General features: G+C 69.8%; 13 protein-coding genes and 1 tRNA gene. 11 read left to right on the plus strand and 3 right to left on the minus strand.

Annotated features, from left to right (window positions below):
* Positions 1–10 precede the first annotated feature (10 nt).
* The 8 genes from G555_RS0106165 (at position 11) to G555_RS0106200 (ending at position 6,398) form a co-directional block, all read left to right on the plus strand.
* Positions 11–295, plus strand: coding sequence for a YggT family protein (locus tag G555_RS0106165; protein ID WP_051208671.1), 285 nt, complete (start codon positions 11–13; stop codon positions 293–295).
* Between the two features lie 123 nt (positions 296–418).
* On the plus strand, positions 419–1,390 hold the full coding sequence (locus G555_RS0106170) for a DivIVA domain-containing protein (RefSeq protein ID WP_028708201.1): 972 nt from the start codon (positions 419–421) through the stop codon (positions 1,388–1,390).
* 123 nt (positions 1,391–1,513) lie between these two features.
* Positions 1,514–1,954, plus strand: coding sequence for a TraR/DksA family transcriptional regulator (locus G555_RS0106175; RefSeq protein ID WP_028708202.1), 441 nt, complete (start codon positions 1,514–1,516; stop codon positions 1,952–1,954).
* Complete coding sequence (locus G555_RS18325) at positions 1,927–2,493, plus strand: signal peptidase II (RefSeq protein ID WP_028708203.1); 567 nt, start codon at positions 1,927–1,929, stop codon at positions 2,491–2,493. Before G555_RS0106175 ends, G555_RS18325 begins: the two co-directional genes overlap by 28 nt.
* Positions 2,490–3,407 (plus strand): RluA family pseudouridine synthase, encoded by a 918-nt coding sequence (locus G555_RS0106185; protein WP_028708204.1) that lies wholly within the window; start codon positions 2,490–2,492, stop codon positions 3,405–3,407. Before G555_RS18325 ends, G555_RS0106185 begins: the two co-directional genes overlap by 4 nt.
* Positions 3,408–3,468: 61 nt before the next feature.
* Entirely contained in the window at positions 3,469–4,872 is a 1,404-nt protein-coding gene (gene pyk / locus G555_RS0106190; RefSeq protein WP_028708205.1) for a pyruvate kinase, read from the plus strand.
* 246 nt (positions 4,873–5,118) lie between these two features.
* A complete protein-coding gene (locus G555_RS0106195) occupies positions 5,119–5,814 on the plus strand; it encodes a DsbA family oxidoreductase (protein ID WP_028708206.1) in 696 nt (231 codons plus the stop codon).
* Positions 5,811–6,398 carry a TetR/AcrR family transcriptional regulator gene (locus G555_RS0106200; RefSeq protein WP_028708207.1) on the plus strand — a complete coding sequence of 196 codons (588 nt, stop codon included), beginning with the start codon at positions 5,811–5,813 and terminating at the stop codon, positions 6,396–6,398. The genes G555_RS0106195 and G555_RS0106200 overlap by 4 nt, the downstream gene beginning before the upstream one ends.
* 33 nt (positions 6,399–6,431) lie before the next feature.
* Here G555_RS0106200 and G555_RS0106205 read toward each other — a convergent pair whose 3' ends face one another.
* Positions 6,432–7,100 (minus strand): arsenate reductase/protein-tyrosine-phosphatase family protein, encoded by a 669-nt coding sequence (locus tag G555_RS0106205; protein WP_028708208.1) that lies wholly within the window; start codon positions 7,098–7,100, stop codon positions 6,432–6,434.
* Positions 7,101–7,110: 10 nt separating this feature from the next.
* Here G555_RS0106205 and chrA point away from each other — a divergent pair, with 10 nt between their 5' ends.
* The 3 genes from chrA to G555_RS18330 all read left to right on the plus strand — a co-directional run bounded on the left by chrA (position 7,111) and on the right by G555_RS18330 (position 10,801).
* Positions 7,111–8,367 (plus strand): chromate efflux transporter, encoded by a 1,257-nt coding sequence (gene chrA / locus G555_RS0106210; RefSeq protein WP_211223189.1) that lies wholly within the window; start codon positions 7,111–7,113, stop codon positions 8,365–8,367.
* A 34-nt stretch (positions 8,368–8,401) separates the two neighbouring features.
* The gene (locus G555_RS0106215; protein ID WP_028708210.1) at positions 8,402–9,763 is read left to right on the plus strand and encodes an FAD-dependent oxidoreductase; all 1,362 of its coding nucleotides are present in this window, start codon (positions 8,402–8,404) and stop codon (positions 9,761–9,763) included.
* Between the two features lie 321 nt (positions 9,764–10,084).
* Positions 10,085–10,801, plus strand: coding sequence for a hypothetical protein (locus tag G555_RS18330; protein WP_051208504.1), 717 nt, complete (start codon positions 10,085–10,087; stop codon positions 10,799–10,801).
* A gap of 97 nt (positions 10,802–10,898) precedes the next feature.
* Here G555_RS18330 and G555_RS0106225 read toward each other — a convergent pair whose 3' ends face one another.
* Positions 10,899–11,711 carry a GntR family transcriptional regulator gene (locus G555_RS0106225; RefSeq protein ID WP_028708211.1) on the minus strand — a complete coding sequence of 271 codons (813 nt, stop codon included), beginning with the start codon at positions 11,709–11,711 and terminating at the stop codon, positions 10,899–10,901.
* A 163-nt stretch (positions 11,712–11,874) separates the two neighbouring features.
* A tRNA-Leu gene (locus G555_RS0106230) sits at positions 11,875–11,957 on the minus strand.
* Positions 11,958–11,989: the final 32 nt, after the last annotated feature.

Here is an 11,989-nt window from a genome sequence, read left to right on the forward strand (position 1 = left end):
CGCGGTGCAGATGATCGCGTTGGTCGTCTACTACGCCCTGTTCGTCTTCACGCTGCTGCTGACCGCCCGCGCGATCCTGTCGTTCGTCCCGCTGCTGGTGCGCGGCTGGGAGCCGAAGGGTCTCGTCCTGGTCGTGGCCGAGACCGTTTACACGGTGACCGACGGTCCATTGCGGGTAGTCGGGAGGCTTGTTCCGCCGTTGCGGATCGGCGTGGTCGCGCTCGACATGGGCTTCCTGCTCCTCTTCTTCCTTGTCAGCTTCGCAATGAGGCTGATCTCCGCATTCCTGATGTAACGGTTTAGACCGTTGGTATCCGCAAACGGGCTGGAGTAGCCTGACCCCTGTCGGTCCGGTGGTAACAACGGGCTGCCGACGGATCGATCACGCCTGAAGAGGCATGAACCATTGAGGTGAACGATGACCCTGACTCTGGACGAAGTGCGCCAGACCCGCTTCCATTTGGCCCGCCGCAATGGGTACGAGCCGGCTGATGTCGACACCTTCGTCGACAAGGTCGAGGTGACGATCTCGCAGCTCTACGAAGAGAACGAGACCCTCAAGAAGCAGGTCGACGCCCTCCGCAACAGCGAGCAAGAGCCGATCTTCGCGCCGCCTCAGGAGGGCGCGGACACCGGCGGTCTTCAAGCCGAGTTGGACGCTGCGAAGCAGGCCGCCGAGGAGGCGAACCAGCGCGTTGCCGAACTCGCCGCGCGCAACGAGGAGCTCGAGGAGCAGGTCTCCCGGCTCCAGGAGGAGGCTCAGGTCGCGCCGATCGAGACGCCGGCGGTCGTGCCCGCCGCCGCCGCGACCGAGGCGGCCTCCGTCATCGCCGAGCGGATCGTCGTGACGACGAGCGCCGAGGCGAGCCCCGCCGTCGTGCGGCTGGTCCAGCTCGCCACCGAGCAGGCCGAGCAGGTCGTGGGCGAGGCGCAGTCCGAGGCCACGCGCAAGGTCGAGGAGGCCAACAAGAAGGCGAGCGAGACCCTCGCCGACGCCCGGGTGCGGGCCGACCGGATGGAGTCCGAGGCCCGCGTCAACGCCGAGCAGATCCGCGGCGACGCGAGGGCTGCGGCGGATCAGCTCACCGGCGAGGCCCAGGATCGCGCCGGCAAGCTCGACGGGGAGACCGCGCAGAAGCGCACCGAGCTGTTCGCCGCGCTGGAGAACGAGCGCGACGACCTGCTGGGCCGCGTGGATCACCTGCGATCGTTCGAGTCGACCTTCCGTGAGAATCTCACCGGCCTGCTGCAGAACCATCTCACGAGCCTCACCGACACGAAGGGCGAGCCGGACGACGTGCCGAGCCTGGTCACCGACCCGCGCCCGCGCAGCCAGTCCGCGACCCCGCGGCTCGACGCCCTGCTCGACTCCCAGGGCAACCAGGAGTAGAGCATCCGGGGTGGCTGGACACCCCCGTGACGAGAGCATTCACCGCCGACCATGGGTTCGGCGGTGAATGTGCGTCCGGGATGGTACTCTCAGCCGTCATGGGTCACGCACGGAGGAGGGCGGATGGCGGCGCGGAAAGCGGCCGATGAAGCGGCGGCGACCAGCGCTGCCGAGTCTTTCCCGGTGGCCGAAGGGGAGGATCCCTGGACGCCTGAGGAGATCGCCGAGGTCAGAGCCGAGCTCATGGCGGAGCACGAGCGGATGAGCAACGCACTGCACGTGGCCGAGGCCGGTCTGCAGGATCTGCTGCTGGACGCCAGCGACGGCGCGGGGCGGGATCCCGCCGATGTCGGCTCGTCCAACTTCGAACGCGACCAGGAGATGTCCCTCGCGGCCAATGCGCGCGAGATGCTCGACCAGGTCGAACTGGCGCTGCATCGCATCGACACCGGGCAGTACGGGCTCTGTGAGAGCTGCGGGAAGCCGATCGGCAAGGGGCGGCTGCAGGTGTTCCCGCGCGCGACGATGTGCGTCGCGTGCAAGCTGCGGGAGGAACGGCGATAGACGCCTCCACGAAGGATCTGCGTCGCGTCCGGCTGACTCTCCTGGCCGTCGCGCTGACCGCCTATGTGCTGGACCAGGTCACCAAGCAGCTCGCGGTGACGTTCCTCGACCCCGATCGCCCCGTCCGACTGATCGGCGATCTGCTCGTGCTGCGACTCGTCTTCAATCCCGGCGCGGCGTTCAGCCTGGGCGAGGACTTCACGGTCGTCATCTCCGTCTTCGCCCTGGCTGCGCTGGTCTTCGTTCTCTTCTGGGTGGTTCCGCGAGTCGGGGACCTGCGCTGGGCGACCGCGATCGGCCTCATGCTGTGCGGCATCGCGGGGAACCTCACCGATCGGCTGCTGCGGCCGCCGGGACCCTTCCGAGGACATGTCGTGGACTTCCTCCAGTTGCCGTACTGGGCGATCTTCAACGTCGCGGACATGTGCCTGGTGTTCGGGGCCGCTCTGCTGGCCTGGTTCACGATCGTCCGCCCGGTGCCGCTGGGAGGACGACTCGCCGTGGCCGATGAGCCGGCGAGCGCGCAGGACGACGCGTGAGCTCGATCCAGATCGTTCCCGACGGCCTCGACGGCGAGCGGGTCGACACCGCGGCCGCCCGGATGACCGGTGTCAGCCGGAGCCGGATCGCCGACCTGGCCGATGCGGGGAAGGTGTGGCTGGACGGCGCCGCGGTCGGCAAGTCGGCCCGCGTACGCGCCGGGGCACTGCTGGAGGTCGCGCTCGCACCGCCGCGAACCGTCACCGTCGTCCCGCGTGAGGTCGAGGGCGTGGGCATCGTCCACGACGATGCCGACATCGTCGTCGTGGACAAGCCGGCGGGCGTGGCCACGCACCCCAGCCTGGGCTGGGACGGCCCCTCGGTCACCGAACACCTCGCCGCCGCCGGGTTCGGCATCGCGACGTCGGGGGCGCCGGAGCGGCAGGGGGTCGTGCAGCGGCTCGACGTCGGCACGTCGGGGCTGCTGGTCCTCGCGAAGAGCGAGAGGGCCTACTCCGTCCTGAAGCAGGCATTCCGCGACCGCACGGTGACGAAGGTGTACCACACCCTCGTGCAGGGACACCCGGATCCGTTCACCGGCACGATCGAGGCGCCGATCGCGCGTCACCCCGGCGCCGAGTGGCGGATGGCCGTCGTCGCCGGGGGCCGGCACAGCGTCACCCACTACGAGACTCTGGAGGCCTTCCGCGGCGCGACTCTGCTCGAGGTGCACCTGGAGACGGGGCGCACCCATCAGATCCGCGTCCACATGCAGGCGATCGCCCATCCGTGCGTCGGCGATCCGTTGTACGGCGGCGACCCGGTGCTGGCGGCCCGGCTCGGCCTGGACCGGCAGTGGCTGCACGCCCACCGGCTCGGCTTCGTGCACCCGGGCTCGGGGGAGGCGGTGTCCTTCACGTCGCCGTATCCGCCCGATCTCGTGCACGCGCTGGAGATCGTCGGCCGGGAGTGAGTCGCGGGGCCGCGCGGGCCGGAAACCCCGTGTTAACGATCAGCCGCTAGTCTTGCGGGACGTGAGAAGAGCAAAGATCGTGAGCACGCTCGGCCCCGTGACGGATTCGCTGGAACACGTCCGCGAACTGGTCGCTGCCGGCGTCGATGTTTTCCGACTCAACATGAGCCACGGCGATCACAGCGATCACGCCCGCCGGCTCGGCTTCATCCGTCAGGCGGCCGAGGAGGCGGGCCGCACGATCGGGTGTTTCGCAGATCTCCAGGGTCCGAAGATCCGCCTCGACGTGTTCGAGGACGGTCCCCATCACCTCGACGAGGGTGACACCTTCACCATCACCGTCCGGGACGTCCCGGGCAATCAGAACGTCTGCGGCACCACGCTGAAGACGCTGCCGCAGGATGTGCACGTCGGCGACACGATCCTGCTGGACGATGGCAAGGTCGCGCTTCAGGCGATCCTCGTCACCGACGAGGACGTCGTCACGCGCGTGACCGTCGGGGGGTATGTCTCCGACCACAAGGGCATCAACCTCCCCGGCGTCGCCGTCAGCGTCCCCGCCCTGTCCCAGAAGGACCAGGCGGACCTGCGCTGGGCGCTCAACGCCGGAGTCGACATGGTGGCGCTCTCGTTCGTCCGGTCGGCCGACGACGTCGACACGGTTCACCGGATCATGACCGAGGAGGGCATCCGAGTGCCCGTCATCGCGAAGATCGAGAAACCGCAGGCCCTCGAGAACCTCGACGACATCATCGACGCGTTCGACGCCTTCATGGTCGCTCGCGGAGACCTCGGCGTCGAGTTGCCGCTGGAGATGGTTCCGATCGCCCAGAAGCGCATCATCTCGGCGGCCCGGAGGTGGGCGAAGCCCGTGATCGTCGCGACGCAGATGCTGGAGTCGATGATCGACAATCCGCGACCGACCCGAGCCGAGGCATCGGACGTCGCCAACGCGATCCTCGACGGTGCCGATGCGGTCATGCTGTCCGGCGAGACGGCGGTCGGGAAGCACCCGGTCGTCACGGTTCTCACCATGAGCCGGATCGTCGAGGCCACCGAGGAGGCGGGCGTCGAGCGGATCGAGCACATCCAGTGGAATCCGCACACGGCGGGCGGGGTGATCGCGAAGGCGGCCGCGGAGGTGGCCGAACGCGTGAACGCGAAGTACCTCGTGGCGTTCACCCAGTCGGGCGACACCGGACGGAGACTGTCGCGGCTGCGGACGAGCATCCCGGTGCTCGCCTTCACCCCCGTCGATCAGGTCAGCCGTCAACTGGCGCTGAGCTGGGGCGTCGAGAGCCATGTCATCGAGCCGTTCGACACGCGCGAGCAGATGGAGCGGTCCGTGGAGGAGCGCCTCACATCCCTCGACATGGTCGAGAAGGGCGACAGGATCGTCATCGTGTCCGGCCGCCCCGGCCCCCGATCAGGTCAGACGAACAACCTTCACGTGCTGCGCGTCTGACCGGCCCGGCCTGCCCGGCGGCGGGCCTCTCCCGGTCTTCTTGCCTGTACCGTCAAGATGCCATAACATCTTGACCATGGAGTCAAATACTGTCGACCGGTTGGATCGGCCGACGGCGGAACCCGTCGTCGGCCGTGCCGTCGTGCCCGCACCTGAGGCCGCGGCGGGTGGTGGCGCGCCCCTGTTGGCCTTCGTGACCGCTGAGGATTCCCTCGGGGTGTGCGACCTGGACGGAGGCTGCCGCTGATGACCGGCGGTGGGTTCGGACCGTCCGCCGACGGGCGGATCAGGATCGACGTGTGGAGCGATGTGATGTGCCCGTTCTGCTACATGGGCGACGCCCTGCTGGAGCGTGCCCTGACGCAGTTCGAGCACCGTGACACGGTGGATGTGGAATACCACAGCTTCCTGCTGATGCCCGACCTGCCCGTGGGCTCGGCGGTCGACCTGGGCGAACTCCTGGCGTCCCGGCGCGGGATCCCCCGCGAGCAGGCGGAGGCGATGAACGCGCAGGTCGCCGAGCGTGGCAGGGAGATCGGCCTGGACTACCGCTTCGATCGCGCGGTCGCGACCAATACGCGCCGGGCGCACGAGCTGTCGCACTTCGCCGAACGCCAGGGGCGGCAGCACGAGATGATCCAGCGGCTCTTCCGCGCCTACTTCACCGAAGGTGCGAACGTCGGCGACCGTGAGGTGCTCACCGGACTGGCCGCGGAGGTCGGGCTGGACCCGGATGCCGCCGCGGCGGCCCTGGCGTCGGGCGAGTTCGCCGACGCGGTCGACGCCGACATCCGGCAGGCGCAGCAGCTCGGCATCACCGGGGTGCCGTTCTTCGTGTTCGAAGCCACCTATGCGATCTCCGGGGCCCAGCCGGTCGAGGTCTTCGCCCAGGCCCTCCAGCGGGTTCGGGACGACAAGACCTCGACGCCCGTTGCCCGATGAACCCCGCGGACGAGACCGCGCCGCGGATGCGCTCCGATGCTCGCCGGAACATGGAGCTGATCCGTGACGCCGCCTTGCAGGTCTTCGGCGAGGGAGGGCTGACCAGCCCCCTCGACGAGGTGGCCCGGGTCGCGGGCGTGAGCAAGGGCACCATCTACAACCGCTACGGGGGTCGCGAGGGCCTCATCGACGCCGTCGTGGAGGATCTGGTCGCCGAGCGGATCGCAGGGCTCATGGCCGCAGCCGCGGCGCTCGACGATCCGGTCGAGCGGTTCGAGAGCTACCTGCGGCGGCTGTGGCTGCTGCAGTACGACGAGCCGGCCGCCAACGACGTGCTGCTGCGCACCGCGCCCGGCTCGCGGCGGCTGAGCGGGCTGTGCGAGAAGACCAGCACGCTGGCCGCAGAGCTTCTCGCCGGCGCGCAGGCGGCCGGAGGCGTCCGGAGCGACCTGACCATCGAGGACATCGCCTCGCTCATCTGGGAGCGCGGCATCATCGCCCGTGCCTGCGTCGAGCGACCCCGCGAGGCATACGAGCGGTCGCTCACCTTCATCCTCGACGGTCTGCGCGCGCGGGCCGCGTGAGGAAGGACCCGGCCGGTCGACAGGAACGACCGCTCACGCCGCGACGTGCGGAGCAAGGGCCCGGACGCGGCGGGCGATGTCGTCGAATGCCGCCTCGTAGGCCTCGGGGGTGCCGATCGCGCCCGGGTTCGGGATCGACCAGTGCGTGCAGCGGGATGCGCCGAGTTCCTCGCGGGCGCGGTCGCAGACCGTGATGATGGCGGTGCCGTCGGTCAGCGTTCGCCCGACCGGCCTGGGGGTGTGTCCGGTGAGGTCCAGCCCGTGGCGCTCGGCGGCGGCGATCGCGGCCGGTGAGGTCCGTGCGGCCGGGTGGGTTCCGGCCGAGGTCGCCGGGATGGAACTGGTCACCGCCCAGAGTGCGGCGGCCAGCGGCGACCGGGCGGAGTTCCCCGTGCAGACGAACACGATCCGCCGCGCGGAGAGCCTCGGCTCGGGTACCAGGCCGGCGAGGGCGCCCGGGACGAGGCGAACGTAGCTGCGGCGGCGATCGCCCTCCGAGCGCGTGCGTGCGATCAGTCCCTCCGCCTCCAGGACGCCGAGATGGTGGGCGAGCAGGTTGGAGGCGATGCCGAGCTGGGTCCGCAGTTCGCCGGGCGAACGGTCGCCGAGGGCCAGGAGTTCCACGACCCGCAGCCGTGCGGGGTCTCCCAGCGCCGCGTGACGTGCCGCGCGTCGCTCCAGGTCCGTTCGCTCATCGTTCATTGTCTCAATCTTGACTGAGGCAATCGCAACGGTCAAGATGCTGCTGATGACCAGGTCCGCACAGCTCTCCGCTCCGCGCCACCATCCCGGCACGGTGCGCGATGTCTTCGTGGTGTTCCTGCGGCTCGGCGTGACCTCGTTCGGCGGTCCGGTCGCGCACCTGGGCTATTTCCGCGAGGCGTTCGTCGAGCGCCGCAGGTGGCTGAGCGATCGGGCCTACGCCGACCTCGTGGCGCTGTGCCAGTTCCTGCCCGGCCCGGCGTCGAGCCAGGTCGGGATGGCGATCGGCCTGCAGCGTGCCGGCCTCGGCGGGCTGCTGGCGGCATGGGCGGGGTTCACCCTTCCGTCGGCGATCCTGCTGGTCGCCCTCGCCTCCGGGGTGACAGCTCTCGGCGACCTGTCCGCCGCGGGGTGGATCCAGGGGCTGAAGGCGGCCGCGGTCGCGGTCGTCGCCCATGCCGTCGCAGGGATGGCGAGGACTCTGGCCCCGGATGCCCGACGAGCGACGATCGCCGTCGCCGGGATGGTCCTCGTGCTCCTCGTCCCCACCGCGCTCGCCCAGCTCGCCGTCCTGGCCGCGGCCGGGCTCGTCGGCGTGCTGTGGCTGCGCGCAGCGCCCGTCCCGGAGCCGGAGGCGGCGCCGTTCACCGTCCGGGTGCCGCGCTGGATCGCGGTCGCCGCGCTCGCCGCGTTCGCGGGGCTCCTGTTCGGCCTGCCGGCCCTCGCAGCGGTCACCGGCGGCCGCGCCGTGGGGCTGTTCGACATCTTCTACCGGGCCGGGGCGCTGGTCTTCGGCGGAGGGCACGTCGTGCTGCCGCTGCTTCAAGCCGAGACCGTGGCCACCGGCCTGATCGGCCACGATGCCTTCCTCGCGGGCTACGGCGCCGCCCAGGCCGTCCCCGGCCCGCTGTTCGCGTTCGCCGCGTACCTCGGCGCCATCACGACGGGCTCGCCCTCCGGGCTGCTCGGGGCGGGCATCGCGCTGGTCGGGATCTTCCTGCCGGCAGGTCTGCTCGTGGTCGGGGCGCTGCCGTTCTGGGACCGGCTGCGGCACGCCCCGCTCACCCGGCGGGCGCTCATGGGCGTCAACGCCGGGGTCGTGGGCATCCTCGCCGGTGCCCTCTACACGCCCGTGTTCACCGAGGGCATCACCTCCGTCCCCGCGCTCGCGATCGCCGCCGGTGCCTTCGTGGCCCTCACCTCTTGGAAGGCCCCGGCGTGGGCTGTCGTGATCGCCTCCGGGCTGATCGGCTGGGTCGTCCTGTGATCGTCGTCCCCGAGCTCTCACGAAAGGCAGCCTCATGACCGATCTCGTTGTCGTCGGCGGCTCCGACGCCGGCATCTCCGCTGCGCTGCGCGCCCGGGAGCTCGATCCGGGCACCGAGGTCACGGTGGTCGTGGCGGACGCGTACCCGAACTTCTCCATCTGCGGCATCCCGTACTTCTTCACCGGCGAGGTGCGTCCATGGCAGTCCCTCGCCCACCGCACCGCCGCAGACCTCGAGGCCGCCGGCCTGAACCTGCGACTGGACACCCTGGCCACGAGGATCGACGTGGCGGGACGAAGACTCGCCGTTCGCGCGGCCGACGGCACGGAGACGTCTCTGGGCTACGACGAACTGATCGTCGCCACCGGGGCCCTCCCGTCCCACGCCGGCATCGCCGGTGTCGGAGCCCTCACGCCGGAGGACGGCGTGCATGTCCTCCACTCGATGGCCGACACCTTCGCTCTCGACCGCGACCTGGCCGCGCGGCGGCCCGAGAGCGCGATCATCGTCGGCGCCGGATACGTCGGCCTGGAGATGGCGGAGGCCTTCGTCGCCCGCGGGATGCGGGTCACACAGGTGCAGCGAGGCCCCGAGGTGCTTTCGACCCTCGATCCCCAGCTCGGAGCCCTCGTCCGCGCCGAGGCGGAAGCGCACGGCGTCGATGTCGTCGTGAACACGACCGTGACGGGCGTCGAGAGGGCCGCGGCGGGTCTGGTCGTCACAGGGACCCACGCCGGCGGGTCCTTCCGGCAGGCCGCGGACCTCGTGCTCGTCGTCGTCGGCGTGCGGCCCAACACCGGCCTTCTCGTGCGCGCCGGCGCTGCTGTCGGCGCAGGTCGTGCCGTGGTGGTCGACGAGTGGATGCGAACCGGGCTGCCGCACGTCCGAGCGGCCGGCGACGGCGTCGTCACCCGCCACCGTCTTCTCGGAACCACCTACCTGCCGCTGGGCACCACCTCGCACAAGCAGGGGCGGGTCGCGGGGGAGAACGCGATCGGCGGCGACCGGGCCTTCGCCGGCATCGTCGGCACGCAGGTCGTGAAGGTCTTCGATCTCGTGGCCGCGCGCACAGGGCTCCTCGACCGCGAGGCACGACCCGCGGGGTATGCACCGCGCACGACCACGACGACGGCGGACGATCACAAGCGGTACTACCCAGGTGCCCGTCACATCCACGTCAGGGTCACCGGCGACACCCGCGATGGGCGCCTTCTCGGCGCCCAGCTCGTCGGCCGGCGCGGAAGCGAGGTCGCCAAGCGCATCGACATCTTCGCCACCGCCTTGTACGCCGGCCTCTCGGTCGAGCGTCTCAGTGAACTCGACCTCTCCTACACGCCGCCCCTGGGCTCCCCGTGGGATGCCGTGCAGCTCGCCGCACAGGCATGGTCGTCCTGACGGCGCCCGATCCCGGCGGGGCACCTGCGTCTGGTGCGCCGCCCACGCCGGACCAGCCTCCCAATATGTACCTACATGGAAGTGCGCTGGAGAGGTGGGTCGGCCGCGAGGCCGCACGCACCCACGCGTCCGCGTGACAGAAAGGACCCGCTGCGGGGCCGCTGCGTGCTAAAGTGGTACCTGCAACCAGAAAATGCTGGTACATATGGGATTTCGAGGCCGATCATCGCTGATTCGGCCGTTCGCGCGGTCGGTGGGACGGGCGTCCGCCGGCACCGACCCGCCACGTTCCCGTGGAACCGAGAAGAAGGTGTGTGAGTCATGAGATTCGATGCGACGATCGCGACGGCCGAGACCGTCGGTGAGTACCTGGAGCTGTTCACTCCGGATCTGAAGTCCGCGGCCGAATGCAGTCAGTGGGCGGACATCGCCAAGAAGTACCGGCTTCGCTCGGACATCGTGTTCGCGCAGTGGCTGCCGCAGGTCGCCGAGGAACTCGCCGGCACCGACGTACGGGTCGGGACGGGGATCAACTTCCCGATGGGCGTCGACGCGCCCGCGGCGAAGGCGAAGGCCGTCGAGGAGTCGCTGCGCCTGGGCGCGAACACGATCGATTTCACGATGAACCACCGGGCGTTGAACTCCGATCGCGTCGACATCGTGGAGGAGGAGCTGCGGCTCTTCGCGGACATCGCGAGCGATGTCGAGCGCAAGGTGATCATCGAGGTGTGCTACCTCTCCGACGACGGCATCCGGCAGGCGTGCGACCTGATCGCCGGACTGGGGATCGAGTGGGTGAAGACGTCGACGGGCCAGTACCAGGGGCCCAACATGGAGCAGGTCACGGTCATTCTGGACCGGCTGAAGGGAACGCCGACCCGGTGCAAGGTGTCGGGCGTGAAGTTCCCGCGGGCGCAGAACGCGTACGCGTTCTTGATGGCCGGCGTGGAGATCATCGGCTCGCAGGGTGTGGTCGAGATCATCGAGGGGCTCGACAAACTGCGTGCTCTGGGTGTCCTGCCTGCCTACAAGGGCTGAGGCCTGACCGAGTCGCGCCCGGACGGCCGCGAGGCGAACCTGCCCGCCGTCCGGCGCAGGCTCGGCGTGTCGGCGGCGGCGGGACGGCCCGGGCGCATCACGCGTCGGCGTCGGAGGCGTCGTCGGGGGCCGTGCGCGACGGCTGCGATGTGTGGACGGTCGGTGCGTTGTAGTGCTCGAACCGCAGTTGCATGATGGCGGGGGGAAAGGTGAATCGGCCCAGGGTGTGGAGGCGCTCGTTCTCGTCGTAGCGTTGCTCCTCGATCCACACCAGGGGGGCTCCGAGCGGCACGCCGAGCTCGCGGGCCTCGATCTTGCTGGCGCCGACGGCGGCGATGGACTCGCGCACGTGGATCGTCTCGACGCCGCACTTGTCCCGCAGTTGGTTGGCGATGCGTCCGAAGACGAGTTCGCGGGAGCTGATGTGCGCGCCGAGTTCCGGCAGCACCCACGTGTACTGGTACATGACCGGGGTCGAGTCCTCGACCAGCCGGTACCGGGCGCGTTCGACGTAGTACAGGGTCTCGCCGGCCTCCAGTCCGAAGGCCTCCGCCACCGAGCTGGGCGGGACGCCGTACTCCTCGCGGACGACGCGCGCGATGGGTGCCTGCTGGTCGTGGTGGATGGTCTCGCGGATGCGTGCGATGCCCAGCGACACCGACGGACTGGGAGCGGTGACGTATGTGCCCTTGCCGCGCACACGGGCGAGCAGATCGTCGCTGACCAGCCGCTGGATGGCGACGCGGACCGTGTTCCGGCTGACCTGTGCCTGGTCGGCGATGTCCAGTTCGTTGGGGATGAACTCGTTCTCCTTCCAGACGCCGTTGCGGATGTGCGCGCGCAGGAGGGTTTCCAGGCGGGTGGTCAGATTCGGTCCCTCGACCTGGCTGATGTCCAGAATCTCGTCCATGGTGGTGGGTTCCTATGTTGGTATCTGGTTGTTCACAGGCTAGTCCATCGCCGGTCCGATCCGGCCGGGATGCCGTATCGGTCGCGAGTGTCTTCGTCCGCCGCCGTCCGGAACCGGCGGCTGCCAGGACGACGGGCCGGCCAGACGACCCGTCGGGTGAAGGTGCCGGAGAGGGGATTCGAACCCCTACGCCCTTGCGGGCAGACGGGTTTGAGCCGTCCGCGTATACCGTTCCGCCACCCCGGCCTGGAGCGGTTCGATTGTGCCATACTTGGTTG

The sequence above is a fragment of the Propionicicella superfundia DSM 22317 genome, from assembly GCF_000423465.1.
Lineage (GTDB): Bacteria > Actinomycetota > Actinomycetes > Propionibacteriales > Propionibacteriaceae > Propionicicella > Propionicicella superfundia.

Bases quoted from the DNA above. Each gene is read 5' to 3' on its own strand.
- G555_RS0106170 (WP_028708201.1), top strand. From the start codon at position 419: ATGACCCTGACTCTGGACGAAGTGCGCCAGACCCGCTTCCATTTGGCC.
- G555_RS0106200 (WP_028708207.1), top strand. From the start codon at position 5,811: ATGAACCCCGCGGACGAGACCGCGCCGCGGATGCGCTCCGATGCTCGC.
- G555_RS0106195 (WP_028708206.1), top strand. From the start codon at position 5,119: ATGACCGGCGGTGGGTTCGGACCGTCCGCCGACGGGCGGATCAGGATC.
- G555_RS0106165 (WP_051208671.1), top strand. From the start codon at position 11: ATGATCGCGTTGGTCGTCTACTACGCCCTGTTCGTCTTCACGCTGCTG.
- G555_RS18330 (WP_051208504.1), top strand. From the start codon at position 10,085: ATGAGATTCGATGCGACGATCGCGACGGCCGAGACCGTCGGTGAGTAC.
- G555_RS0106205 (WP_028708208.1), bottom strand. From the start codon at position 7,100: ATGAACGATGAGCGAACGGACCTGGAGCGACGCGCGGCACGTCACGCG.
- G555_RS0106215 (WP_028708210.1), top strand. From the start codon at position 8,402: ATGACCGATCTCGTTGTCGTCGGCGGCTCCGACGCCGGCATCTCCGCT.
- G555_RS0106225 (WP_028708211.1), bottom strand. From the start codon at position 11,711: ATGGACGAGATTCTGGACATCAGCCAGGTCGAGGGACCGAATCTGACC.
- G555_RS0106175 (WP_028708202.1), top strand. From the start codon at position 1,514: ATGGCGGCGCGGAAAGCGGCCGATGAAGCGGCGGCGACCAGCGCTGCC.